This window comes from Mucilaginibacter antarcticus, from assembly GCF_042686155.1.
GTDB lineage: Bacteria > Bacteroidota > Bacteroidia > Sphingobacteriales > Sphingobacteriaceae > Mucilaginibacter > Mucilaginibacter antarcticus.
In genome coordinates this window covers 1-25,317 of sequence record NZ_JBHUON010000012.1, presented here as the reverse complement: position 1 = coordinate 25,317, position 25,317 = coordinate 1, and the positions used below count along the sequence as shown (strand labels likewise).

At 41.9% G+C, this 25,317-nt stretch carries 18 protein-coding genes and 1 tRNA gene; 9 read left to right on the top strand and 10 right to left on the bottom strand.

The genetic code is table 11. The features are described from left to right. Positions 1-282 precede the first annotated feature (282 nt). The 4 genes from ACFSYC_RS11150 to ACFSYC_RS11135 all read left to right on the top strand — a co-directional run bounded on the left by ACFSYC_RS11150 (position 283) and on the right by ACFSYC_RS11135 (position 4,748). Positions 283-1,392: an SPFH domain-containing protein gene (locus ACFSYC_RS11150; protein ID WP_377127223.1), complete on the top strand. Its 1,110-nt coding sequence runs from the start codon at positions 283-285 to the stop codon at positions 1,390-1,392. A gap of 27 nt (positions 1,393-1,419) precedes the next feature. Further along, positions 1,420-2,538 carry a zinc finger domain-containing protein gene (locus ACFSYC_RS11145; RefSeq protein WP_377127220.1) on the top strand — a complete coding sequence of 373 codons (1,119 nt, stop codon included), beginning with the start codon at positions 1,420-1,422 and terminating at the stop codon, positions 2,536-2,538. A gap of 198 nt (positions 2,539-2,736) precedes the next feature. Then, positions 2,737-3,231: a hypothetical protein gene (locus tag ACFSYC_RS11140; protein ID WP_377127217.1), complete on the top strand. Its 495-nt coding sequence runs from the start codon at positions 2,737-2,739 to the stop codon at positions 3,229-3,231. Continuing rightward, entirely contained in the window at positions 3,150-4,748 is a 1,599-nt protein-coding gene (locus ACFSYC_RS11135) for a PAS domain-containing protein (protein WP_377127214.1), read from the top strand. Before ACFSYC_RS11140 ends, ACFSYC_RS11135 begins: the two co-directional genes overlap by 82 nt. Positions 4,749-5,220: 472 nt before the next feature. Here ACFSYC_RS11135 and ACFSYC_RS11130 read toward each other — a convergent pair whose 3' ends face one another. The 3 genes from ACFSYC_RS11130 to ACFSYC_RS11120 form a co-directional block, all read right to left on the bottom strand. After that, on the bottom strand, positions 5,221-6,921 hold the full coding sequence (locus ACFSYC_RS11130) for a family 43 glycosylhydrolase (protein WP_377127211.1): 1,701 nt from the start codon (positions 6,919-6,921) through the stop codon (positions 5,221-5,223). A 150-nt stretch (positions 6,922-7,071) separates the two neighbouring features. Continuing rightward, positions 7,072-8,523 carry a DUF6377 domain-containing protein gene (locus tag ACFSYC_RS11125; protein ID WP_377127209.1) on the bottom strand — a complete coding sequence of 484 codons (1,452 nt, stop codon included), beginning with the start codon at positions 8,521-8,523 and terminating at the stop codon, positions 7,072-7,074. Between the two features lie 477 nt (positions 8,524-9,000). Next, a tRNA-His gene (locus ACFSYC_RS11120) sits at positions 9,001-9,079 on the bottom strand. Positions 9,080-9,198: 119 nt separating this feature from the next. On the opposite strand from ACFSYC_RS11120, the gene ACFSYC_RS11115 reads away from it, so the two are divergent. Both ACFSYC_RS11115 and rnhA read left to right on the top strand, forming a co-directional pair. Next, a complete protein-coding gene (locus ACFSYC_RS11115) occupies positions 9,199-11,289 on the top strand; it encodes a heavy metal translocating P-type ATPase (RefSeq protein WP_377127206.1) in 2,091 nt (696 codons plus the stop codon). 55 nt (positions 11,290-11,344) lie between these two features. After that, a complete protein-coding gene (gene rnhA, locus ACFSYC_RS11110) occupies positions 11,345-11,812 on the top strand; it encodes a ribonuclease HI (protein WP_377127203.1) in 468 nt (155 codons plus the stop codon). On the opposite strand, the gene ACFSYC_RS11105 is transcribed toward rnhA, so the two are convergent. Further along, on the bottom strand, positions 11,809-12,339 hold the full coding sequence (locus ACFSYC_RS11105) for a lipocalin family protein (protein WP_377127199.1): 531 nt from the start codon (positions 12,337-12,339) through the stop codon (positions 11,809-11,811). The genes rnhA and ACFSYC_RS11105 overlap by 4 nt on opposite strands. 64 nt (positions 12,340-12,403) lie before the next feature. On the opposite strand from ACFSYC_RS11105, the gene ACFSYC_RS11100 reads away from it, so the two are divergent. Next, positions 12,404-13,192, top strand: coding sequence for an SDR family oxidoreductase (locus ACFSYC_RS11100; protein WP_377127196.1), 789 nt, complete (start codon positions 12,404-12,406; stop codon positions 13,190-13,192). 36 nt (positions 13,193-13,228) lie between these two features. Here ACFSYC_RS11100 and ACFSYC_RS11095 read toward each other — a convergent pair whose 3' ends face one another. Together ACFSYC_RS11095 and ACFSYC_RS11090 are read right to left on the bottom strand one after the other, a co-directional pair. Further along, positions 13,229-14,074, bottom strand: coding sequence for an SMP-30/gluconolactonase/LRE family protein (locus tag ACFSYC_RS11095; RefSeq protein ID WP_377127193.1), 846 nt, complete (start codon positions 14,072-14,074; stop codon positions 13,229-13,231). Positions 14,075-14,136: 62 nt separating this feature from the next. Next, positions 14,137-15,627, bottom strand: coding sequence for an alpha-L-fucosidase (locus ACFSYC_RS11090; protein WP_377127190.1), 1,491 nt, complete (start codon positions 15,625-15,627; stop codon positions 14,137-14,139). A 79-nt stretch (positions 15,628-15,706) separates the two neighbouring features. Between ACFSYC_RS11090 and ACFSYC_RS11085 the strand changes: the two genes are divergently transcribed. Continuing rightward, positions 15,707-16,906 carry a DUF763 domain-containing protein gene (locus ACFSYC_RS11085; RefSeq protein WP_377127187.1) on the top strand — a complete coding sequence of 400 codons (1,200 nt, stop codon included), beginning with the start codon at positions 15,707-15,709 and terminating at the stop codon, positions 16,904-16,906. On the opposite strand, the gene ACFSYC_RS11080 is transcribed toward ACFSYC_RS11085, so the two are convergent. Both ACFSYC_RS11080 and ACFSYC_RS11075 read right to left on the bottom strand, forming a co-directional pair. Then, on the bottom strand, positions 16,898-17,425 hold the full coding sequence (locus tag ACFSYC_RS11080) for a DUF4142 domain-containing protein (RefSeq protein ID WP_377127184.1): 528 nt from the start codon (positions 17,423-17,425) through the stop codon (positions 16,898-16,900). The two genes, ACFSYC_RS11085 and ACFSYC_RS11080, sit on opposite strands and share 9 nt — an antisense overlap. Before the next feature lie 124 nt (positions 17,426-17,549). Next, positions 17,550-20,135 carry a phosphoenolpyruvate carboxylase gene (locus tag ACFSYC_RS11075; RefSeq protein WP_377127181.1) on the bottom strand — a complete coding sequence of 862 codons (2,586 nt, stop codon included), beginning with the start codon at positions 20,133-20,135 and terminating at the stop codon, positions 17,550-17,552. 203 nt (positions 20,136-20,338) lie between these two features. Between ACFSYC_RS11075 and ACFSYC_RS11070 the strand changes: the two genes are divergently transcribed. Next, complete coding sequence (locus ACFSYC_RS11070) at positions 20,339-22,471, top strand: FUSC family protein (protein ID WP_377127178.1); 2,133 nt, start codon at positions 20,339-20,341, stop codon at positions 22,469-22,471. Positions 22,472-22,511: 40 nt separating this feature from the next. Here ACFSYC_RS11070 and bioB read toward each other — a convergent pair whose 3' ends face one another. Together bioB and mgtE are read right to left on the bottom strand one after the other, a co-directional pair. Next, complete coding sequence (gene bioB / locus ACFSYC_RS11065) at positions 22,512-23,525, bottom strand: biotin synthase BioB (protein WP_377127175.1); 1,014 nt, start codon at positions 23,523-23,525, stop codon at positions 22,512-22,514. Positions 23,526-23,551: 26 nt separating this feature from the next. Next, the gene (gene mgtE / locus ACFSYC_RS11060) at positions 23,552-24,901 is read right to left on the bottom strand and encodes a magnesium transporter (protein ID WP_377127172.1); all 1,350 of its coding nucleotides are present in this window, start codon (positions 24,899-24,901) and stop codon (positions 23,552-23,554) included. Positions 24,902-25,317 lie beyond the last annotated feature (416 nt).

The following is a 25,317-nucleotide window of genomic DNA, read 5'->3' as shown; positions in this document are numbered from 1 at the left end:
CAAATATCTATTTTTCAGATAGTTAAGTGCCATTCATTAAAGAATTACTACTGTTGCAAACTGATTCACTACAATTTACAAAGCACTATATTACAGCAGGTTGAATAAAAAAAGTGTTTCACTTGTTTCATTTCTTTTTGTAAAAAAACGGCTATTGAATTGATCTTTATATTTCTTGATAACAAGGCCTTGTTGTAACAAAACGCTTATTAAATATTCTAACTGGTGTAACTGATATGATATCTTTTTTACATATTTAGTTTTTATTTAACCTTTGTACCTATGGGCTTGTTTGACAGAATACTTAATGAATTTATAGATGTTATTGAATGGGTAGATAATACCCAGGACACCCTGGTGTGGAAGTTTCCGCGAAAAGACAACGCCATAAAAATGGGTGCTAAACTGATCGTGCGCGAGTCGCAAGTGGCCGTGTTTATGAACGAGGGCCGCATTGCCGACGTCTTTATGCCCGGCACTTACGAGTTGCAAACGCAAAATATGCCTGTGCTTACTACGCTAATGGCCTGGAAACACTTGTTTAATAGTCCGTTTAAGGTCGACGTTTACTATGTAAGTACCCGCCAGTTCACCAATCAAAAATGGGGTACTAAGAACCCGGTAATGATACGCGATGCGGAATTTGGCCCGGTGCGTTTACGTGCTTTTGGATCATTTAACTTCAAAGTGCAGGACGCGAAGTTGTTCCTTCAGGAAATATCAGCTACCAACCCCGACTTCGCAGTGGATAGCATTAACGAGCAATTGCGCAATACAGTGGTCGCCCGTGCTATGGACGCCGTGGCACAGTCCAAAATAAACATCCTTGATCTGGCCGCCAACTATGACGAACTGGGAACATTAATTACCCAGACCATACAGCCCGACTTTGCCGAAATAGGTCTTAATCTGACCAAGCTGTTCGTCGAAAACATCTCGCTACCCGCAGAGGTTGAGCAGGCGCTTGACAAACGCAGCCAGATGGGCATTGTAGGTAACCTTGGCGCCTATGCACAATTTCAGGCCGCTAACGCTATGGAAAAAGCTGCCGAGAATACCATTGGTGGTAACCTTGGTGCAGCCGGTATGGGCCTTGGTGTTGGCGCTGCCATGATGGGCCAGGTTGGCAACGTGTTTCAGCAAAACCAATTTAATCCCAACAATCCTACCGGTGCAATACCACCAGTGCCCCAGGTTACAGAGTATCACGTAGTGAAAGACGGTAAGGCCGATGGCCCTCATACTTTAGGCGATATCCGGGTAATGGCTGGTAATAAACTAATTAGTAAAGAAACAATGATATGGACTAAAGGCATGGCCGCATGGGCCCCTGCAAGTTCAGTCCCCGAGGTTGACGATCTGTTTAATGACCAACCTCCTGCCCTGTCTTAATTTAAACCTAAACCCTATCTAAATATCATGAGCGAGGTCGTTGATCCGTCTGCAGTAAACCAGTCGTTAAGTTGCGGTGGTTGTGGTGCTTTGCTGCACTTCGTGCCCGGCACCCGTAATTTACAATGCCAATACTGCGGCGAAAGCAATGTTATTGAAAGCAAAGCCAACGATGACCTGGTTGTATCGCTGGACTATGAAAAATTCGTCGCCGGAATAGACACAAGCAAACAGAGCGATAGCCTTAAAGCAGTAAGCTGCCCCGGTTGTGGCTCTCAAACCATGCTTGAGGTATTTGTAACATCGGACAAGTGCCCTTTCTGCACCAGTCCGCTGGTACTTGACCTTCAAGGCGGCAAAGCTTACGTACAACCCCACTATGTTTTACCCTTTGAAGTTACGCAGCAGCAAGGGGTTGATTTTTTTAAAAAATGGTTGGCCGGGCTGTGGTGGACGCCAAACGACTTGGCTAAGATTGCAAGTAACAGCTCTGTAGCATTAAAAGGGGTTTACCTGCCACACTGGACTTATGATACCGATACAACCACCATTTACACCGGGCAGCGGGGCGATTATTATTACACCACAGAAACCTATACTGAAACGGTAAATGGCCGAAGTGAAACCAGAACCCGTCAGGTTAGACACACCCGCTGGAGCAGTGCATCAGGCACCGTGAATTGTGATTTTAGGGACTTGGTAGTACCAGCCAGCAAATCATTACCTGATAAGACGCTATATAATCTAACCCCCTGGAAGTTTTCGTCACTTGTAAAATTTGATGAACGTTACATGAGCGGCTTTCGTTCCGAGACCTATCAGATTGATCCGCAACAGGGCTTGCAGTTAGCTAAACAACAAACCATCGACGAAATTCACTCTGCCATCAGATCAGATATCGGAGGCGACGAGCAGCAGATAGACGATACGAATACAGATTATGAAAATAATGCTATTAAGTACCTAATGTTGCCGGTATGGGTAAGCGCTTACAAATACAACGCAAAGATATACCAGTTTACGGTTAACGCCAGTACAGGCGAGGTTATAGGCGAACGACCGCTTAGTGCATGGAAAATCACACTGGCGGTATTATTCGGGTTGATAGTCTTGGCTATTGCATTCCTGTATCTTCAAAATCATTAATTAATGCGCCAGGGTCTTGGTTAAAACCCTGCTAATTACACTAATTGATCATGCAATTATCACAGACTTATGTATATTTATTGATGACTAACTGAAACCGAGTAGGTTCCTCTTTTTAGTTGTTCGTAATTATCCTAAGTCTCTTTTATGAAAAACGTTCTGCTAGCGCCCGATAAAGAAAAGAACTATCAAAGCTATATGGTCTATGCATTGACCATTATCTGGTCTATGGTAACCGGAGTAGTTGTTTCGATAGGCTTCTTATATTTCCCCCAATTGTGGTTACGCTGGCTGCTCTTACTGAGCATCGCACTCCTGATAGCTGCGTTTAACCTTACCTTGAACCATTTTGGTCGCACCCGTACTGCAAGTTGGTCACTCACAATTATGTTGTGGTTATATATCACAATTCCCTGCTACTCTGCAGGGGGCATCTTCGCGCCAGGCATTCTGTCCCAAATGAGTGTTATCCTCACCGCTGGGTTTTTACTGGGCCGGAGAGGCGGGTTAGGGATTGGCATATTAACAATAGCAGCTGACTTCGGGCTGGCCTATCTTGAGGTAACCGGCCATTTGCCCGCCCCTATAGTCGTACACGATCCAATTAGCCGGTGGATAAGTGCTATGATTCCCCTTGGCACTGTATTGGTTTTACAATATTACGCTATCAATCACCTGCGCAGCAGTGTCTGATCGGCCTACAACGTGAAATCATAAAGCGGAAAGAAGCGGAACATCTAAAGGATCAAACCGTTCACGATCTTTGCGACCGGGAAAAGGAACTGAAAGATTATAAGTATGCATTAGATATCTCTTCTATCATTAGTATTTCTGCTGTAGATGGCTCCTTCACCTTTGTAAATGATAATTTTTGTAAAATTAGTAAATATAGCAATGAAGAGTTATTAGGCCAACCACATAGTATCCTGTGGTCTGGTCATCACCCGCCTGAATATTTCACCGAACTAGGGAGTGCAATGCAGGAGGGTAAATCTTATAGGGGCGAATTTTGCAACAAGGCCAAAGACGGCTCATTATATTGGGTAGATACCATGATCGTTCCGTTTGTGGATGAGGAAGGAAATGTATATCAATATATGTCCATCAACCGCGATATTACCAGGAAGAAAGAGGCGCTAGAACAACTGCGGGCAAGTGAAGAACGTTATAAATCCATTATTGCCGTTTCAAATACCGGCGCCTGGGAATACGATCTTGATACGAACCGGGTATGGTACAGCGCACAATATTTTGCCATGCTCGGACTGGACATACCCGACGGCGTTTGGGAGGATACAGAGGGCATGTCCTGGGTTGACCGCCTCCACCCGGATGACCGCGAACGTGCAACAAAGATTTTCGATAAATTTTTAATGGAGGGTTCAACGAAGTTATATGAAAGCTTTTTCCGTATGCTTCATCAAAACGGCGACTGGGTTTGGATTTGGTCACGTGCCAGAAGGCTGCATGACAAGCACGGAAACTTAACCAATATAACCTTGGGTACCCACACCGATATTTCTGAACGTATTAAGGCCGAGGAAAAAATTAAGGAAAGTGAACAAATGATCAGAAAGATCACCAGTCAGGTCCCTGGTAATACCTACATGTTCCAAATAGAAGAGAGCGGAAAACCAAATATCCTTTTTCTTAACAGGGGAACGGAGGAATTTAACTATACAGCTGACCTGGAAGAGATTTCCCGCGATGCGGAAAAAGTTCTTGAAGTTTTGCATGATGATGATAAAATTCTTTTCAATGAAAAGATGAAAGAAGCCTACCAATCGCCGGCTTTGATGAGTTTCCAATACCGGATCATAGTAAACAATTTAATCCGGTGGCGCTGGATGCAGGCTATTCCTGAAAAAAATAAGTCCGGGCAGGTTGTATGGTATGGGGCCACCCGTGATATAACAGCCCTGGTAGACTACATCGCTTCTGTTGAACAAATCTTATTTGACATTTCGCACGTCATGCGCAGGCCCGTTTCGTCAATGCTTGGTCTTACTACGCTCATCAGCGAAGGCGATCTGGAGCACGAGGAAATGCTCCATCTAGCCCACCAGCTGCATCCGGTAGCTAAAGAAATGGATAAGTTTATGACTGAATTAAACCAGGTGTATGAGCAGAAGCGACAAATAAATTCGCTTAATATAGATTTCTCTTCGTTAGTTGATAAACGAAATTCATTGTTTAGGCCATCCGAATAGTCACGTTTGATGATTGCCCGGTGGATCATCCCACCACTAAAACCAAAAAAGCCTCTCATTTTCATGAAAGGCTTTTGGGTGCTTAAAGGTACAAATTACATCGAAGTTTATAGCGGGTTGGAAGCGGTTAGCCGATTTACCGAAAAAAATCAAGGAATATAGCGAGCTTCTAAACGGCAATAATTCGAGTTTTTAGAGTAATTTCTTGCTTGTTGAATCGGAAAAAACATTATCCCTAAGTAGAGAACTTTGCAATATCTCTACTAGGGATTTTTTATCACCTCAAATCTCTACTAGAGAACCTGATCGAATAAAAAAATTTTTTTTTGAAATAAAGAAATAGAGTGATTATGCCAGTAGTTTAAAAGCAGCCGCTAATAAAATAGTTAGTTAATTATCCATGAATCGGAAGGGTATTTAGAGAGCTATTTTTACAACTTCATCATTAATATACCATCGTTACCAATTACAGTTACTGCACATCCCCTTTAGTTACTCCGTTTTCGCCAAACGCGTCAATAGCAAACCAATATTTTTGATCTTTATTTAAACTGCGTATGGTAAGCTCTGTATCATTGTAGACCTGGTATACCCGGTTCAGATGATTTTTCTGAACGCCGAAACGGATATTATAGCCTGTAGCATTCGGTTGTTTTTTCCAGGATAATTTAACATTTCTGCTATCAGCAACATCTCTCAGCATTTCAAATGAATTTACTTTTCCAGGTTTCTTGCTGGTGCCTAATCCGAAAACACGGAAGCCCGATATAGCAAAAGTGCCGCTCGGTACCCTATAATTGGTTACTTTAAGGTAACGAGCTTTAACAGGCACCTCAACTGCATGGTATTGATGAGTTAGATCCTCTTCGTTTAAAGTTTTATCCACTAATTTTTTCCAATTCTTTTTATCAATCGAGTATTCCAAGAGATATTGTTGTGCCAACACGCCATTACGGCCAAATAACTGAGTGTTATTTTCGGCAAAATTGAGTTGTACAGCTTTTACCGTTGATACAGAGCCGAGGTCAACACCTAACCATTCCCCTTTATCGCCGGTTTTCGCGCTCCAGTAATCACGTATTTCTTCATTAACCGCAAGCGCTGGTTGGTTAGCGTCCAAACTTGACGAGGCTTCAGCCGTTTTTTTATAGGATAACATCATCCATCCGGGATATAGTTCGCTTACATCTTTCATTTTATGATTTGGTATCACCATCGGGTAATCGGCAAATTCGGTATGCGCCACCATATTATCGGCCTTATCAAACGTTACTGGTATTAAGCCCAATCTCCGCTCGAATATATGTTTAACTGAAATGACCATGGTTACCACGCGCCAATAATTGCCATACTTATCCTGAAAAGTTGAAGCGTGCCCTGCGCCAGTAATAAATCCCTCTGGCTTCGCCGAAAAAGGGCTTGTCTGCGAATAGGTAAACGGACCTAAAGGGTTATCAGACACAAAATAACCATCAGCATAGCTTTTATACTGCGTCCCTGGAGCCGAATACTGATAGTAATATTTGCCGTTATGCTTAGTCATCCAGGGCGCTTCTGTCCAAGGTCGTTCGGTTGAGGTATTAAAGTCTCCCGGTCTTTCCCAACCCCGCGTTGCCGGATCGCCTCGTAATACTTTTACTGGCTGACCGATCGGTTTAAGCTGATTCCCCGGATCCAGTTGTATCGCATAAAGGTAGTCATTATTGGTACAGCCGTAATACATATACACCTTTCCATCCGTATCCTGGAAAAAGTCAGGATCACCAATCGCTAAAGGAAAAGTAGTTGTGTATACTTCCCATTTACCTGCTACCGGGTCGGTAGCCTTATAAATGATATGACTGTTCAAAGGCATGTAATATAGTTCCCCGTTAATTACTGCCGCTGTCGGCGCATCTTTCTCAAACGGCAAATCTTTGGTCGTAACAAAAGTCCAGTGAAGTAGATTTTTTGAATGCCAGTATCCGCCAGATGCTGTTGCGAACAAATAATAATTGTCTTTATGTAATACCATAACGGGATCTGCCGCTGCACGACGCGAGGGCTTATCTAAGGTAAAACGATAACTTATATTTAACGGGTTGCAAAAGGTTTGCTGGCTGCTGGCACTTTGCACCGTAAATAGTTGAGCAACTAAAATAGTTATTGGAATTAGATAATTGGAAATTTTCATGGCACGATGCGGTTATTTTGGTTGTCACAAATTTGTAGATCAATTTTTCAAAATATCGGGCTACAGACATTATTTCAACAAAAATCAAGTAAGCTTTAAATTTAATTATCTTATTATCAACATATTACAATAATAAAAATGAGCTAAAATCTAGTTTATTTCTGAAAATCTTATTTGCATGATCATCCTCTCAAAATCCTCAGCAGATACGATAGCCTTTGACCTGATACGCGTTTTATAAGTATATACGGTGTTTAAAGAGGTCTCTAATATATTAGCTATTGCCTGATTTTCTGTAATGCCCAAGCGCATTAAGGCATATAGCCGGATTTGGGTATTAAGGATCTCATTGCGTTTTGGCCATATCTGGTCATCGGGCTTTAACAGCGCATTAAATTTCATGATAAAGTTGGGGAATAATTTGAGAAAGATACTGTCGAATGTATGGAAGAGGTCTGCTCGGTCTTGATTGATATCAATTTCACGGGCGATATTAAAAACTTCCTGATAATTCATCGTTTTAAGGTTACGGGTTACACCTTTTTTAATTTTATCCAGTTTAAGGATATGCCCCGAAATAGTATTAAAAAAATAGCCGATATACTCTTCTTTAATTCGCCCGTCTTCGAGTAATTTCCTGTTTATGCTATCCAATTCTGTATTTCTTTTTTGTACAATTGCTTCCTGAACCTTTAATTTTTTTAGCCGGGTATGAACGACGTAAGCGGTGTAGGCGATAGCTGACACCACGAGCGCAGCTATCAGGATCAAATAGGTTAAAAAATCATTTTTTTTATTGGCCAGATCTATTATTTTCTGGGCCGTAACTATTTTCAAAATGGCGATAACTTCTGATCCCTGTTTTCGGTTGCCATATTGACTGGATTGCTGCAGTGCAAGGTTTAAGAGCATTTCCGCTTGAGGGTATTGTCTCTTTTCTACAAAGATCTTTCCAAGATCAGCTTCTGCCAGCGTCTCATTTGTGGAACTTTGTATATCATAAATGGCTGATTTGATTAACCATTTAATTTTTTCTTCGTGCTTGGATTGACCACCGATATTAAAGGCGATCATTGCTTTTTGATGTAACGTAATTGCAGGGTTGTTTAATAAGGCCAAATAAATGGGAAACGCTTTTTTAGGATGGCCGGAAACGATCTGCTTGTTGGCCAGGTTTATGCCCTCTTCAAAACCCCCGGGCCTAGCCAGCGCAATAGAAACATTCAGGGCGCGTCGGGAAATGGCGTAGTATTTTGGCGAATTTGCATCTACATTATACAAAGCCAGATTATTATAGGCAAATGATTTTAGCTTATAGTATTGTTGTTTGGTACTGTCAGGAAGTAGGGAAACATTAATTTGGCGCAGATAATCAAATGTTTCTTTAAACATGCCTCTCGACAGTTGAATATCGCCAAGGGTAATTTCCGCCTCATATTGCTTTTGAACATCATTCATCAAAATACTAAGCTGTAATTGGCGCTGCAGATAAACATATACTGAATCGAAATTGAATTTGGTATAGCTTTGGGAAAGTTCTTTACATAAAAAGTATTGCGTAGCCAAATCATTAGGCGAATTAGACCTGAGCCGTTTTTTCAAAAGATTAATATGACGTTCTTTTAATTGATCATAATATTTTTTTCGGCCAATTTCCTGTTTCAATATTCTGTAAAGACTATCTGTTTCAGGCTGGCACCTTGCTATGTTCGGCCAGATTAATAATAGTAATACTAACCCCAGCCATCTGTTAATCTTATATTGACCATCTACATGAACGGGTAGCTCTACCTTATTATTAAAATGCATAATCTTCAACTATTAAATTTAGATAAAGATAGAGATAAGGTAAATATGTGGTCGTTAGCTTGCTCGCTATTTTACAAAAGAGAATACGACTCCGCATTTCGGTGATATCTATGTGCGGTGGGGGGTGTATTAATTAAGGCAAGTATCAGGATTAAACTGTAATAAACGATTCTGATTTAGAATAACCCTGAATTTAGTATGGAACTAGAGGAGTCAAATATCTAATTTATTGATAATCAGATATTTGACTTTTATCTCTAGTATAGATAATGGGGGTAAATGATGGGGCTCGAACCCACGACCCTCGGTACCACAAACCGATGCTCTAACCAACTGAGCTACATCTACCGTTTTGGAGATTGCAAATGTATAAAAATGAACATAAATATCAAGGTAAATTTTAAAATTACATTTGCCTTACCCTAATATTTAGAATGCCTCTAAATAAACAGGTAGCTTTGTAGTACTATGGCAGAACAACTGATAGAGCTAAATGTAACCGGGATGCACTGTAACAACTGCGCCCTGTCTATACACAAGTTACTAGAGAAGAAAGGCTTAAATAACATACTCGTTGATTTTGCCGGTGAAGAAGTAAAATTCAGCAACACTACCGACACCGCTTTGGCCGATATTGTTAAAGGCATCGAGCAGCTAGGTTTTAAAGTAGTAGATGACGCTGCATTGTACGCCCCAAAGTTTTATGAGAGGGTAGAAACTAAGTTTTTGTTCTGTGCATTGTTCACCGCTCCCCTCCTTTTACACATGGTTGCATCCTGGCACGTAGTACACAATCCTGTAGTGCAGTTACTATTATGCCTTCCTGTTTTTGCTGTAGGATGCCTGCATTTTGGTAAAAGCGCTTTCTATTCCGTTAAAGGTGGCACACCTAATATGGACGTGTTAATCTTCATAGGCTCAACATCTGCATTTATTTATAGCCTGGCCGGAACGATCCAAAATCTGGGTTCACAATATCTATTTTATGAAACCTGCGCTACCATTATAACGCTGGTGTTATTGGGTAACGTTTTTGAAAAGCGTTCGGTAAATCAAACTACTTCAGCTATTAAAGACTTGGTAAAAATTCAGCAGGTTACGGCTAACCGGATGATTGACGGCGCTGTTGAGGTTATTAGAGCCAACGATGTACACGCTGGTGACACCTTGCTTGTTAACCACGGCGATAAGGTACCGGTTGATGGCGACATTCTGGAGGGTAACGCAGCGCTGGACGAATCAATGTTGACCGGAGAAAGTATGCCTGTTGAAAAAGCTAAATACGATAAGGTAATAGGCGGTACCATTGTACAGCGTGGAAATTTTAGAATGATGGCCACGAAAGTAGGTTCAAATACGGTATTGGCTCAAATTATAGAGTTAATGAAAAAAGCGCAGGCCGCGAAGCCTCCGGTTCAAAAACTCGGCGACAAGGTTGCCTCTATATTTGTACCGGTGGTTATTTTAATCGCCCTTGTAACTTTTGTAGCTACCTATTTTTTAAGTGATTCAGGCTTACAGCGGTCATTAATGAATGCCATTGCTGTGCTTGTAATTTCATGTCCCTGCGCAATGGGTTTAGCTACGCCTACCGCGGTAATGGTGGGCCTTGGTCGTGCGGCTAAAAATGGTATATTGATCAAAGGCGGCGACACCATCGAAGCCGTTGCAAATACGAAATATGTGGTGTTCGATAAAACCGGTACATTAACTACGGGTAAGTTTAGCATCAACGACATTAAAGTTGAAGGTGATGCGCATATTGAGTTAATACGAGGTGTCATTACCGCTATAGAGGAACGTTCTAATCACCCTATCGCTAGATCATTGGTAGACGGCTTAAAAGATTTAGCTAAGACTAAATTAATATTGCGAAGTGCAAAAGAGGAAAAAGGTCTAGGCATGCGGGCTGAAGATGTGGATGGCAACAACTATTTTTTGGGCACGGGTAAAAACGTCAATTCAGACAACTTTAATCTATCATTATATAAAAACCAGGTTTTGTTGGCGCAGATAGCTATGGACGACACTATAAAACCAGAAGCTGCGGCACTTATAGCCCAACTAAAAGCAATGGGCATAACACCTGTCCTTTTGAGTGGCGACAGAAACAGTCGTTGTTTAAACGTTGCTAAAACCATTGGCATAGCCGAAATACATTCAGAAAAGCTGCCTGATGAAAAACTGCGCATTATAGACATTTACAAACAAAAAGGCAAAACCATTATGATAGGCGATGGTATTAACGATGCTCCTGCCCTAACTAAAGCTGACGTAGGTGTTTCTATGAACGATGCAAGTCAAATTGCTATACAATCGGCGCGGGTAATTTTATTGAATACTGATCTTGGTTCGATTGTTAAGTTCCTGCAGATCAGCAAGCATACTTTACTCACCATCAAACAAAACCTTTTTTGGGCATTTGCTTACAACGTTGTTGCAATACCCGTAGCGGCACTCGGTTTTTTAAATCCGATGGTTGGTGCGTTTACTATGGCGTTTTCTGACGTGATTGTTATTGGTAACTCAATAAGGCTGAAAAGCAAGCGCCTCAAATAATTTTTCTATTTTTGATAAAGGGTATGGACTATTGACCATAACCTATGGACTGAAAATGATTGAAATTTACACAGACGGCGCATCAAGTGGCAATCCGGGTCCGGGTGGGTACGGGGTGATATTGCGCGCCGGGCAGCATTATAAAGAATTATCCGAAGGCTTCCGCAAAACTACCAATAATCGCATGGAGTTACTGGCGGTTATCAAAGGGTTAGAAGCGCTTACTAAGCCTAACCAGGATGTCACAGTTTTCTCTGATTCGAAATACGTGATAGACTCAGTCGAAAAACGCTGGGTTCACGGGTGGGTGCTAAAAGGGTTTGCGGGCAAAAAGAATAAGGACCTATGGCTTCGCTACCTCGACATTAGTAAATTACATAAAGTAAAATTTGTATGGGTACGTGGCCACAATGGTCACCCTGAAAATGAGCGTTGCGATCAACTTGCGGTAGCTGCCGGAAAACAAAGGGAATTGCTGATAGATTCTGTGTTTGAAATGGAGGCTGCTAAAGGGGTCTTTTAGTGCTGATTTGTCTTAACTAATTTCCGCACATCAAACCCCTTATTTGCTGCTAAAGTAACCAAGTGATTATAGGTTTGCGAATCCATAATTGGCTTACGACCAAGTATCCAAAGGTATTTACGATTGGGATGGCCTACAAGAGCATATGAATAGTCTGGCGCTAAGCCTATAATCCAGTATTTACCTTTAAAAGGCCAAAAAAATTGCACCTCAAGCTTGGCATTTGTTTTTTTATCGGTAACTGTGGCTTTTCCGTCTACCGTTTTTATTTTGCCTTCTTTAATACAAGTATTTTTCACACTTACGCTGCCATCGTCATTTTTAGAATACTCCGCAAAAGTATGGCTGCAACCGCGCTGAAAACTTTGCGGAAATGCTGCTATCTCATACCATTTACCTAAGTATTTGTCCAGCTCAACGTACGATACCGTTTGCAAGGGTTCATCTTGTGCAAGGACAGTCAATGCGGCTATGCTCGCTACTCCCAATAAGGCCGATGTTGCTATAACTTCTTTCTTCAGTTTCATATATTCACAACAAGAATTGGCGTTTAAAAGTTTAACATTTAAACAAAAACATTGATATTTGAACATGACGGTAAGTATTTTAGGTTGCGGATGGTATGGTTTGGAATTTGCCAAATCGCTGGTTGATAAATGGATAAAGATTAAAGGCTCAACCACTACCCCAGGCAAGCTATCGTTATTAGCCCAATATGGTATTGCCCCTTACAAAATTGACCTGTCACCTGATAATGAGATCGTAGATCTTGATTTTTTTGTTTGTGATATACTTTGGATTAGTATCCCTCCGAAAACCAGGGCGGGCCAGGGTGCGGAGTATCTGACAAAACTAGAAAGACTCATTCCATATATCACCGGTAATAATATTAAACAGGTGGTATTAATAAGTTCGACAGGTGTTTATGGTGATAATAATACTGAAGTTACCGAACTAGATATGCCGGAGCCTGATAGTGAATCGGGTAAAATTCTTTTATCTGCGGAAAAGCTGTTAAAAGCCCATACCGAGTTTACGACTACTATTATTCGCTTCGGTGGATTAATAGGTCCGGGCCGTGACCCGGGAGGTTTTTTCGCAGGGAAAAAAGATATCTCTAACGGAGATGCGCCAATCAACCTGATACATTTAACGGACTGCATAGGTGTTAGCAACGCAATATTAGACAAACAAGCTTTTGGGCAAATCTATAATGCAGTGTCACCTATGCATCCAACACGCTCGGAATTTTACACAGCAGCAGCCATTAAATCTGGACTGCAAGAGCCTGAATTTGCCCACGAGAAGAAAAGTTGGAAAATTGTAAGTACCGTAAATGTGGATAGGATATTGGGATATAAATACCAGGTCATGATATAGCAATGGGTTTAAACCCATTGCTATATAAAAAATGAATTATTCTACTCCTTTAACCTTCATCTTCAGCATATAAACGCTTTTTGATGCTGTGATAAATAGAATATCACGGTTTTTACCGCCAAACACAACATTACCCGTCCAGTTATCTTTATTAGGGATAACGGCTATCTTTTTACCTTCAGGACTGTAAATGGTGACTCCCTTGCCGGTGATATAGATATTGCCCTTTTCATCCAGCGTCATACCGTCTGAACCTTGATTGAATAGTAAAGTTTTTTCGCTTAGGGTCGCGTCTTTGTTAACCAGGTATCTATAAGTTTTCTGGGCGCCCAGATCAGATACATACAGATATTTACCATCCGGCGTGCCGACAATACCGTTGGGTTGTTTTAAATCGCCACATACTTTAACCGGGGTTTTGCTGCCTTTTGGTAAATAGTAAACATGCTCGCCGTCGAGCTCTTTTTTCTTACGGGCCCAATAGTCGCGTTGATAGTATGGGTCGGTCATGTAAATTCCACCTTTAAGGTCCAGCCATACATCGTTAGGGCCATTCATCTGTTTGCCTTCCAGGTCAGTTACTAAAACGGTTACTTTCCCCTTAGGACTGATAGACCACAGCTCTCCCTTATCGTCAGCACAGGTTATCAGATTTCCTTTTTTATCGAAATAGGTGCCGTTTGAGCGGCCCGCTTTATCCAGAAATACTGATAACTTACCGCTTTCAAATTCATATTTCCAGATCTTATCGTTCGGTTGGTCTGTAAAAAACACGTCGCCATTTTTGGCAACCGAACATCCCTCGGTAAAGGCAAACTGATTGGAAATCAACGTTGGTTTGGCTGAAGTATCAAACAAATTGTGTTGTGCTGTTGCGGCCATGGCTATAAATGTTAATGCTGAAATTGAAATTATTTTTAAGGATATCATATTGATTGGGGTAATTAATTTTGGGTAGAGATATTGGGTTGTTTATATAGGCCAAAGTCGCTTAGCGCGATACCGGCAGCAGCATTAATTATTCGTAACCTAACTTTGCTGGCAGTTACATCCTTATCGAGGCGGATAGACCGGTTGCCACCAATGCTTGTAACAGTGGCTAGCTCCTGCCATTTGCCATCTAAATAGGCATCTACCGCCACGGCATCAATGCGTTGACCTAGCTTAATGTTTTCGCGCAGGCGGATCACGTTAAATATTGTAGGCTGATGCATGTCTATTACTAACTCCGGTGTTGTTACATGGTCATCTGTAGCCCAATAGCTGTAGCGGTCAGTATCAAATAATTTGGCCGTGCCGTAAACAGTTTTATTTCTTCCCCGGACATTACTGGCTGTAACGGTAGCGCCTTTAGCAAGGTTAATCTTAAAGGTTGCCTCCAAAATCTTCCCAAATTCAGCCAAAGCCCTTACGTCACCATCGGCCAATAAGCCTAAACGATTTGGCGACAAACCCAGATCAAGGCAAGCGCCATGGCCTACACTTTTATAATATAGGTTAAGTAAAGCAGCCGGAGACTTCACTTTATCATCCTGATCTGCATGGTAAAACCATCCCGGGCGAATAGAAACGTCGCATTCGGCCGGCATCCAATACTTACCGTCGCGATGTCCTTCTATCCCTTCTTTATCCAACACAAAACCATTGCCAGCCAATTTGCCAGCCTCCGGAGCATGCGGTGTGTAGGTTGCCCAACTCGTTTCGCCCGCTATGCCACGCTCATTGCCAACCCAGCGCACATCAGGCCCAACGTCGCCAAAAATTACGGCATTAGGCTGTAGTTTGCGCGCTATGCCCCAGGTTTCATCCCAACCATAATACGTAGATCGATCAATGGTGCGTTTCTCCTTCGCCCCACCATAATAACCATCGCCCCCGTTAGCACCATCATGCCAAACAATAAACAGCGGACCGTAATTGCTATATAGTTCCAGTAGTTGCCTGCGGTAAACATCGGTAACATACTCAGGCTTGCCGTACAGCGGGTTATTCCGATCCCATGGCGAGCAGTACACGCCCATTTTCATACCTAACTTATCGCAAGCTTCGCGATATTCTTTTAGAATATCACCCTTACCATTTTTATAAGGGCTTTTAGAGATATTGTGCGTTGTAGTTTTGGTTGGCCACATGCAGAAACCATCGTGATGCTTAGCAACCACAACAATGCCTTTAAGCCCGCCGGCCTTAGCAGCACCCACTATTTGGGTAGCACTAAACTTGGTTGGATTCATGACCGCAGGATTTTCATCGCCAAAGCCCCACTCCTTGTCTGTATAAGTATCCGGGCCAAAATGAATAATAGCATACATCTCTGTTTCCTGCCATTGCAGTTGCCCCTTTGTTGGTAACGGGCCATACGGCTTTGGTGCCGACTGGCTATACACAGAGGTACTTAACCGGCACAGTAAAGCAATAAACAGGGTTTTAATCATTGAGGTAGTATTGGTTTAGCTAATGTAGTAGTTTTTGCAATACGATGTTTACCAATTTTAATTTGCTAAATTTGTTAGTATGAAGCGTTCAGGAAGTGCCGATTTACCTTTACATTACGGTTATGTACCTCAGTGGCTTGCCCAAAGAATGGCCAAACTGGGTTTAGCTGTGGTAGAAACCATAGTACTAGATTATGGCAAAGACGAGGTATTACGCCGCCTTAGCGATCCGTTTTGGTTTCAAAGCCTCGGGGCGGTGATGGGGATGGATTGGCATTCATCGGGTATTACGACTTCCGTTATGGGGGCGTTGAAACGCGCTATTAACCCCCATAGTAAAGATTTAGGGCTTTACATATGCGGTGGTAAAGGAAAATACTCCAAACAAACGCCCGACGAGCTATTAAGAATAAGCGAACGCACAGGGCTGGACGGTGCCTACCTGGTAAAATGCAGCAAGCTAAGCGCTAAGGTTGACAATACGGCCATACAAGATGGCTTTCAATTATACACCCACAATTTTATCTTGACCGATACCGGGAAATGGTGCGTCGTTCAACAAGGAATGAGCGATGCTTCCAGTACCGCGCGCAGATATCACTGGCATTCTGAGCAACTAGATAGTTTTATCAGCGATCCTCATACGGCTATCCACGGAAAAAACCAAGGCTATATTTTAAATATTGCTGATAGTAAGGCTGAGCCAACCCGTAATGGCGTAATGCAGATAGCCAGTGAACATCCGGACAAAATGCTCAAAGAGATTAATAAGCTTGTAATGCCATCGCATCATGATGTACGGGCCGAAAATATTGATCTTAAACGATTAGGGGCAGTGTTATGGCTGGCTCATGAAAATAAACCAGAAGATTTTGCAGAGCTGCTTTTGTTGAAGGGATTAGGTCCACGGACTTTACAATCCCTGGCCTTGGTGAGCGAGGTTATTCATGGCACACCTTCCCGCTTTAAAGATCCAGCCCGCTTTTCATTTGCACATGGGGGTAAAGATGGACACCCCTTCCCAGTGCCTACAAAGGTTTACGATGAGACTATCAATGTATTACAAACGGCCATTCATAAGGCCAAATTAGGCAACAGTGATAAGACCGAAGCGATAAAACGACTAACCCAAATAGCACAAAGCGCGGAACAGGATTTCACCCCAAATGCTAACTTTGATAAAGTAATTGAAGAAGAAAGGGGCAACTCCTGGAAATATGGAGGTCGTACCGTTTTTGGTAAAGCTAAACCACCTTTACAACAGCTAAAACTATTTTAAATCAGCTAAAATTGAGTTGGCTGAATCAAGATGAGTCCTAAGTAATGGAAGGGTTTTTCGTGCAAACTGTTGGATCTCTTCAATCTTATCGGTTGACGCTATTTTATAAGACTTTACAGCAGCCTGATGGTTGGTTACCATAAATTGAATATAAGCTTTATTGAATGCAGTACCGGCCAGCGTGCCCAGGCTGTCTATAGTTTTTTGGTGAGTAACGCTTATTGAATCGCCACCCCGTACTTTATTGTTAATTGCTATTTGCTCTAGTCCTTCGTTACTCGTCAAATGATCAAGCACTGCGCTTTTTGCGAAAATTAAAATACGCGCATCCTTAGAAACCGATTGAGCTATTTTAGCTGCTGCGATCTCAGTTTGTGCTTCCTCAAGGCCCTGTTGAATAAACAGAACGCTGCCATCATCAATTAAACGATTATAGTTTTTGGCTCGTTTATTTTCTTTACATGAGGTCATGATAAGCACAACCACTATTACAGACAGGGTGTAAATTACATTCTTCATTTTAGGCCTTGGGTTTATATACTGGTATAGACAAATATAAACACCACAGGTTTAAAACAATTAACTATAAGTGTAATTATTTATTAGACCATAGCGCCCCGAAAGTGCGCGGCGCTATGGTACCTTATGCCAGGTTACGACCAGCGTTAACTATGCCGTATACGGTCCTGATAACCAACTTATTGTACACTTCAATAAGATCCTTATCCGTGGTATTGTTAAGGCAGTTTAGCGCATAGTGCTGCATAATAACCAACGGCAATACTATTTTTTCTCGGATACCGATAGAACGACGATCCACTGGTGCGTCTTCCATTAATATGGTAGTTCCCGTTAACTCTAACAACAGCGCCTTAGTTTGCTCATATTCGTTTTTAAGCTGTTTCCAAAAGGCGCCAAATTTCTCATCCTTTTCAAGGTAAGCAGTTACCCTAAAGTCAGATTTAGACATTGACATGATACAGTTATCCAACATTGTTTTAAAGAAACCTGAGCTATTGTACAATTCTTCAACCGCTGCCCATCTGCCCTCTTGCTTCATTTTACTTAAAGCTGTACCAACCCCATAAAAACCCGGGATGCTTTGTTTTAACTGGCTCCACGCGGTCACAAAACTAATTGCGCGCAAGTCTTCCAGTTTTAAAGGTGCATCAGCATTACGTTTGGTTGGCCTGCTGCTGATATTGGTTTTGGAAAGTAGTTTTAACGGACTAAACTTCTCCAGGTATTCAACAAACAAAGGTTGTTTTCTTAAAGCTAAAAACAATTCGTGGCTTGCTTCAGCCATATCTGTTATCAGGTCTTTCTGGTCTGAGCTTAGTACCTCTTTTTCGTTTGTATTTAACGCTGATGTAACACCCGCGTGTATTAGCTGTTCCACGTTGAAACGTGCTGTCTCAACCGATCCGTATTGCGAACTTACCGTTTGACCCTGAATAGTTAGCTGAATATGATCATTAGCTATTTCATTGCCCATAGACGCGTAAAAACGGTGAGTTTTACCACCACCACGTGCGGGTGGGCCGCCACGGCCATCAAAAAACGCCAGGTCGATATCATACTTACGCGCCATTGCCGTCAACTCAACTTTGGCTTTATAAATAGACCAGTTGGCCATAAGGTAACCGCCATCCTTAGTGCTGTCAGAAAAACCTAACATAATACTCTGCAAATTGCCACGGCGCTTTAAATGCTCTTTATAAAACGGGTGGGTATATAATTTCTCCATCACCTCGGCAGCTACTTCCAAATCTTTAACGGTTTCAAATAGTGGCATAAAGTCAACCGTTAGGCCTTCAGCTTTCCAGCCGGTCCATAAAAAAAGATTAATCAGCTGTAAGATATCAGATGCCTGCTGGCAGTTACTGATTATGAAGCGCTGACACCCTTTTTCTCCATTGGTGTACTGGATATGCTTAACCAATTCTATTGTGTTAAGCGTATCCTTGGTCATATCATCGGCATCTTCCGGTGTCAGAAAATGTAACTCATTAAATTTGAGGCTGCTTAGCTTTTCCGCTTCGCTTAACTCATTATAGTTAGCCGGCAAGCCGGTAGCTATCCCTTTTTCAATGCCATAATTAAACACATCACGTAATATGCGGCTATCCTGCCTGATATCCAGCGTTGCAAAGAAGCAACCAAACAAGCGCACTTTACGCGACAGATCATCAACAATGTCAACAAACAAGCTATCATGGCTTGTTATCAGGGTTTCGCTTATACTATCTAACAGGACTAATAATTCGCTTTGTAAATCTTTAGCGTTATGCGGATTCTTGGTAAAAGCATTTTCATACAATAGCGTCTCAAGCGCAGCCATTGTTTGCTCTATTCCTCTAAAGGTAATTCTACGCTTCAACACTCTAAAATCACGGTAGTAACAACGGAAGATGATCTGTCTTAACAGGCAGGCCACGTCATAAGTTGTTTTGGTATTTACATTAGGGTTACCATCCCGATCACCGCCCGGCCAAAAACCTAATTGTAAAAGCTGAGATGAACGATCTATATCGATGTCAAACTCTTCTTCAAGTTTGGTTTGAATGCCGGTTATTGCGTGGTAAAGTGTGTTTTCAAGGAACCATACTAAACTCACTGCTTCGTCGACCGGGGTTGGCGCTTTTTTGTTAAAGAAAGGTGTTTTACCCAATTGCTGTAGTAAAACGTCTATGCTGGTGATATCATTAGTTTTTAAGGCGTCGATCAAATCATTCATGATACCCAACACCGTGCTAGGGTAAAACTGTGTAGGGTGCGCTGTTAGTACTAAACGCAATGAAAAATTTTTTAGCTTTTCGCTGATCTTTTCACGCGCATCATCACTACTAGCCGCCGATTGCAGTAAACCGGCTAGCGTACCTACGTCATCTGCCCGGCCTATCTTACCAAACGAAGAATCTTCAATAGCATCAAACAAAACCACCTGACGTTCGATATATTGTATGAACCTGAACATACGGTTAAGTTGCTCGCGGTGATCTATATCCGGTGCGTATTTTTTAAAGAAGGATTCAATGATCTCTGTTGGTGACTCCTCCCTACTCGCACCCTTTTCACAATGCGAACCAAAGAACGGTAGTAAAATACCGATCTCTTTAACCTGGTAAAAAGGCAGCGTTTGAAATAAGCTGTTATATAACTCGAAGCGGGTGACCACCTCATTATTAAATGCTGTTTCTCTTTGGCTGAGTTTTAACGTAGAAGACATAATAGATATATAAAGATGTAAAAAAGAAGGCTTGCTCTATAGATAAACCTTAAATCGGTGTGAATTTAAACTAAAATCATTAAAAGTTGAATTATTATTAAAAATAATCATCATTGACACCAATATTGATTATAAAAACAGGAGAAAGATAAAATTTTGTCAAATCGCTATATCATCCATTTTTTAACGAGATTTGCAGTACAATGATCCAATCAAAAGAAATAAAGAGCTTTTTTTTTAGTCAGTATTTTTCTGACGGCTTGCGTATTTCATTGGGTATCCTCCTGCCGTCAATTGCGTTTTTACAGCTTAATAAATTTGATCTTGGCTTAACATTTTCGTTAGGCGCGCTTTGTATCTGCGTAATTGATAATCCCGGCCCGGTAACACATAAACGTAACGGCATGGCTATAGGCAATTTATGCCTATTTATAGTTGCCGCTACCACTGGGTTTGCCCGCCTTAATGTGTATACTCTCGGGTTTGAGGTTACAGTGTTTTCCTTTCTTTTTTCCATGTTCGTGGTATATGGCAATCGTGCAGCGTCAGTAGGTACTTCGGCCTTGCTGATCATGATATTTATGATGGATAAGGAGATACACGCCGACGAGGTATTAACTTACAGTTTGCAGATATTAGCCGGTGGCGTATGGTACATGATATTCAGCCTTATTTTCTTCGGTATACGCCCTTATCGCGCGGCACAGCAAGCTTTGGGAGAGAATGTAGGCGACGTCGTTAGATTTCTCCGAATAAAAGGTGACTTTTATTTGCCGGGTACTGACATCGATGCTAATTATCACAGGTTGGTGTCGCAACAAATACATGTAAGTCAACACCAGGACGCTGTAAGAGAACTGTTGTTTAAAAGCAGGGTTATGGCCCGCGAGTCGACCAACGCAAGCAGGATATTGGTTTTAACTTTTGTTGATCTGGTTGACATGTTTGAACAAATAATGGCTACTCACTATGATTATGATCAACTACGTCAAAAATTCCAGACCACCGGAATATTGTCAGACGTTGGCAACCTGGTACATAAAATGGCGGACGAATTAGAGAATATTGGCTACGCTATACTGTCAAATACCCGGTATGCACAATTAACCGATTTCACCCCGGCCCTTGAGCAACTAAAAATAAACATAGATGCCATCGGCAATGCTCACGAAACAAGCAACCTGGTACTCAAAAAGATATTGATTAACCTGCGTGATCTGAATAAAGAGATCGAAAACATATTTAATTACTATAACTCCAGTTCATCGAAAATATTAATAGAGAACAAGCATGATGTTGAGTATTCTAAATTTGTAACTCACCAGGATTTTGAACCACATGTATTTTTTGGAAGTTTCACTTTAGATTCGGCTGCCTTTAAGCACGCCTTACGGGTATCGCTGGTTTGTTTGATAGGGTTTGTAGTTGCTAAGAATCTGGCCCTGGGCCACCACAGTTACTGGGTATTATTAACTATTATAGTAATATTAAAGCCGGGCTTTAGCTTATCTAAACAACGCAATTACCAGCGGCTTATAGGCACTATATCCGGTGGGTTGATTGGTATTGCCATATTGCTGTTTGTGCCTGACAACAACATACAGTTTGCCTTAATGCTATTATTTATGATCGGCACTTACAGTTTTCAGAGGTTAAATTACGTTGTGAGTGTGATTTTTATGACACCTTACGTCCTTATCCTTTTCAAGTTTTTGAAAATAGGGCACATTGATATTGTTGGAGAACGAATTTTGGATACCATTGTTGGTTCAACCATTGCGTTTATCGCAAGCTATCTTATCTTCCCTACCTGGGAGTTTGAACTCATAAAGAAAACACTGGCCGAAGTAATATACAGCGAAGTGAATTATCTGGTAAAGATTGCCAAATCCATAACGGGAAAAACTGTAACCACAACAGAGTATAAATTGGCTCGCAAAGACGTATTCGTTAAGTCGGCCAACTTATCAGCGGCTTTTGAGCGGATGACATCAGAACCGAAGAGCAAACAGCATAACATTAAAGATATTCACAAATTTGTGGTTTTAAATCATATCCTATCGTCATACACGGCAACAGTGGCTTCTGAAATTACAGTTAAAGGAATGCACAAAACTACGCCAGACATATTGAAGCTGGTAAAGAAAAGCATTAACGTGCTTAACGAAACAAGCAAAAAGCTCGGGGGCGAACGCTGCGAATTTACCGGAGAAAAAGCAGATCCGTCCGAAGAGACAACACCTACGGTTACCGATAAATTATTAAAAGAACAGCTGGAGTTTATCAGTAAGATCAGTAATGATATTGCAAAGATTACTGATGGAATAGTAAAGTAAACTATATACAGTGTGCCTTACTATTCCGATTATAAAGGGCTTATATTACTTCGTTAATACTCATTTCCCGGATCTCTTTGATCTCCGGGCGACCATTTTTAAAGGCTTTGCGTGGGGTTAGGCCCAATAGCTCGAACATTGCCATGTCTTCATCAAATGATGGGTTTGGCGTAGTTAACAGCTTTTCGCCTGCGAATATTGAGTTAGCGCCTGCCATAAAGCAAAATGCTTGTTCAACCGTGCTCATTTCTGTACGGCCTGCCGATAAACGCACAACAGTTTTAGGCATAATGATACGGGTTGTGGCTATCATCCGAACCATGTCCCACACTGATACCCGCGGCTGGTCTGCCAATGGTGTGCCCTGAACCGGAACCAAAGCATTAATGGGTACCGACTCGGGATGTTGAGGCAGGTTTGATAACGTTTTTAGCATTGATATACGATCTGCAGTAGTCTCGCCTAAACCTATGATACCACCGCTACATACAGATATTTTAGCTTTACGCACGTGTTCTAGTGTTTGCAAACGGTCGTCGTAGGTACGCGTGGTGATGATACGTTTATAATCGTCTTCAGATGTATCTAAGTTGTGGTTGTAGGCATATAAACCGGCATCCGCTAAGCGCTGGGCCTGGTTTTCGGTAAGCATGCCCAAAGTGCAGCAAACCTCCATATCCAAGCCGTTGACGGCTTTCACCATATCAAGTACTTTGTCAAAGTCGCGGTTGTCGCGTACTTCGCGCCAGGCAGCACCCATACAAAGCCTTGATGCGCCACCATCCTTCGCACGTTGTGCTACGGCTAATACTTCTTCTTTAGGCATAATAGCATGCACATCAACACCTGTGTTATAGCGGGCAGCTTGGGGGCAATATGCGCAATCCTCGGGGCAGCCACCCGTTTTGATAGAGATCAGCGAGCTGATCTGCACTTCGGCGTAATCCGTGTTTTCGCGGTGAATACTTGCAGCCTTGTAAATAAGGTCAAGCAATGGTGTGTTATATACTTCGGTTATTTGTTCTTTAGTCCAATCGTGTCTTACTTCTGCCATAGCTATAAAGTTTTGAGGTTCCAAATTTACAATAAAAGTGTTGATGCTAACCATAACGGCAGCAAAAAGCCAATACAATCTGTAAATGTGGTTATGATGATTGATGACCCAACAGCCGGATCAACATTTAAACGTTTTAGGATCAAAGGAATAGATGCCCCGGTAAGGCCTGCGATAACGAGATTACCGGTCATGGCCAACAAGATCACCAAGCCCAGCATCGGGTTTTTATCATACCACAAGGCAAATGAAAACACAATTAAACCATTCACTGCGCCATTGATCAGCCCAACAGAGAACTCTTTCAGGACAGTGCGGTATGCCTGGTTATCAGTCAGATCTGTTAAGGATATTCTTCTTATCGTTACAGCAAGTGCCTGCGTGGCAGCGTTGCCCCCCATACCACTGATAATGGTAAGGTAAGCGACAATAACCGGGAACTGTTGCTGTATATTTTCAAAATGCCTGATTACCGAAGCTGCCAGGAACGCGGTGCCCAGGTTGACTATAAGCCAGGGTAAACGGCTTTTAACAGCTTCTACCCAGTTACCGCTCAATTCTTCGTCTTCTGATACACCGGACATTTTTAACATGTCCTCGGTGCTCTCCTGCTCCATTACGTCAATGATATCATCAACCGTAATGCGACCCAAAAGCCGCATATCATCATCAACAACAGGTATAGCGGTCAGGTTGTATTGCGATATCAGCTTGGCAACCTCTTCCTGATCGAGATCGGCTTTTACAAATACCGGTTCATCTTTGTAGATGTCTTGGATCCTGGCATCGGCGTGGGCCTTAATGACGTCTTTAATGGATACAACACCCTGAAGGATACGGTCATCATTAACCACATAAATGGTGTAGAACTCTTCCATCTCTTCCGATTGCCGGATAATGTCATCCAGCGCGCCCTTCTTATCAGAATTGATATTAACACAGATGAGTGCCGAGTTCATCAAGCCGCCAGCCGTGTTCTCGTCATAACTTAGCAGGGCCCGGATGCTGCTGGCATCCTCTTCGTCTATGTCTTCAAGGATTTCTTGCTGCTCGGCTTCATCCAACTGCGAGATAATATCAGTAGCATCATCGTAGTCAAGCTCTTCTACAATCTCAGACCGTTTCTCCGGGTCGAGATTGATCAGCAACTCGCCGGGACTTTGCTCTTCGTCCATTTCTGCGAACACGTCCGACGCTACATCAGTTGGCAGGATATTGATAATACGTTCTTTATCCTCCTGCGCAAGTTTTTCAAATAATATGGCAATCTCTGACGCGTGATAGTCTTTCAGAACTATCTCTAATTCAGCATCATCGCCCTGAAGCGCGGTTTTAAGGCGAACAAGGTCGGTTTTGTCAATTTCAAATGATTGCATATCCCGACTAAATTAGGGATTTAAGCTGGTAAACCGGGTATAAATCAAACAAAAAGAAAGCTGTTAGCCCTGGTTAAAACCTAGGTTATGCCGGTATCTGTGAGGTTTGTTTTGTTTCAAAAATAAGTGAAACAGTTGAAACAGTAAGAACATTTAATTACCTATAGATCAGTATTATACAAAATTTAGCGAATCAGTTTGAAACAGTAGTAACCATTTAAGTTGTTATAATTAACTACGTGTTAATCAATGTTTTATCACTTTGTAGATGATTGTCCTAAAAGTAAGTGAATCAGCTGGAGTGAAACAGTGTCGCTCGTTGACCCGTCCTGAAAAAAGTTTACACTATTGGTTGTTAATACTGGTGTTAGTTTACACTTTAAAGTTAGTACTAAAATAGGTTTACACAATTACGG

Bases quoted from the DNA above. Each gene is read 5' to 3' on its own strand.
- ACFSYC_RS11150 (WP_377127223.1), top strand. From the start codon at position 283: ATGGGCTTGTTTGACAGAATACTTAATGAATTTATAGATGTTATTGAA.
- ACFSYC_RS11145 (WP_377127220.1), top strand. From the start codon at position 1,420: ATGAGCGAGGTCGTTGATCCGTCTGCAGTAAACCAGTCGTTAAGTTGC.
- ACFSYC_RS11140 (WP_377127217.1), top strand. From the start codon at position 2,737: ATGGTCTATGCATTGACCATTATCTGGTCTATGGTAACCGGAGTAGTT.
- ACFSYC_RS11130 (WP_377127211.1), bottom strand. From the start codon at position 6,921: ATGAAAATTTCCAATTATCTAATTCCAATAACTATTTTAGTTGCTCAA.
- ACFSYC_RS11115 (WP_377127206.1), top strand. From the start codon at position 9,199: ATGGCAGAACAACTGATAGAGCTAAATGTAACCGGGATGCACTGTAAC.
- rnhA (WP_377127203.1), top strand. From the start codon at position 11,345: ATGATTGAAATTTACACAGACGGCGCATCAAGTGGCAATCCGGGTCCG.
- ACFSYC_RS11105 (WP_377127199.1), bottom strand. From the start codon at position 12,339: ATGAAACTGAAGAAAGAAGTTATAGCAACATCGGCCTTATTGGGAGTA.
- ACFSYC_RS11100 (WP_377127196.1), top strand. From the start codon at position 12,404: ATGACGGTAAGTATTTTAGGTTGCGGATGGTATGGTTTGGAATTTGCC.
- ACFSYC_RS11095 (WP_377127193.1), bottom strand. From the start codon at position 14,074: ATGGCCGCAACAGCACAACACAATTTGTTTGATACTTCAGCCAAACCA.
- ACFSYC_RS11090 (WP_377127190.1), bottom strand. From the start codon at position 15,627: ATGATTAAAACCCTGTTTATTGCTTTACTGTGCCGGTTAAGTACCTCT.
- ACFSYC_RS11085 (WP_377127187.1), top strand. From the start codon at position 15,707: ATGAAGCGTTCAGGAAGTGCCGATTTACCTTTACATTACGGTTATGTA.
- ACFSYC_RS11080 (WP_377127184.1), bottom strand. From the start codon at position 17,425: ATGAAGAATGTAATTTACACCCTGTCTGTAATAGTGGTTGTGCTTATC.
- ACFSYC_RS11075 (WP_377127181.1), bottom strand. From the start codon at position 20,135: ATGTCTTCTACGTTAAAACTCAGCCAAAGAGAAACAGCATTTAATAAT.
- ACFSYC_RS11070 (WP_377127178.1), top strand. From the start codon at position 20,339: ATGATCCAATCAAAAGAAATAAAGAGCTTTTTTTTTAGTCAGTATTTT.
- bioB (WP_377127175.1), bottom strand. From the start codon at position 23,525: ATGGCAGAAGTAAGACACGATTGGACTAAAGAACAAATAACCGAAGTA.
- mgtE (WP_377127172.1), bottom strand. From the start codon at position 24,901: ATGCAATCATTTGAAATTGACAAAACCGACCTTGTTCGCCTTAAAACC.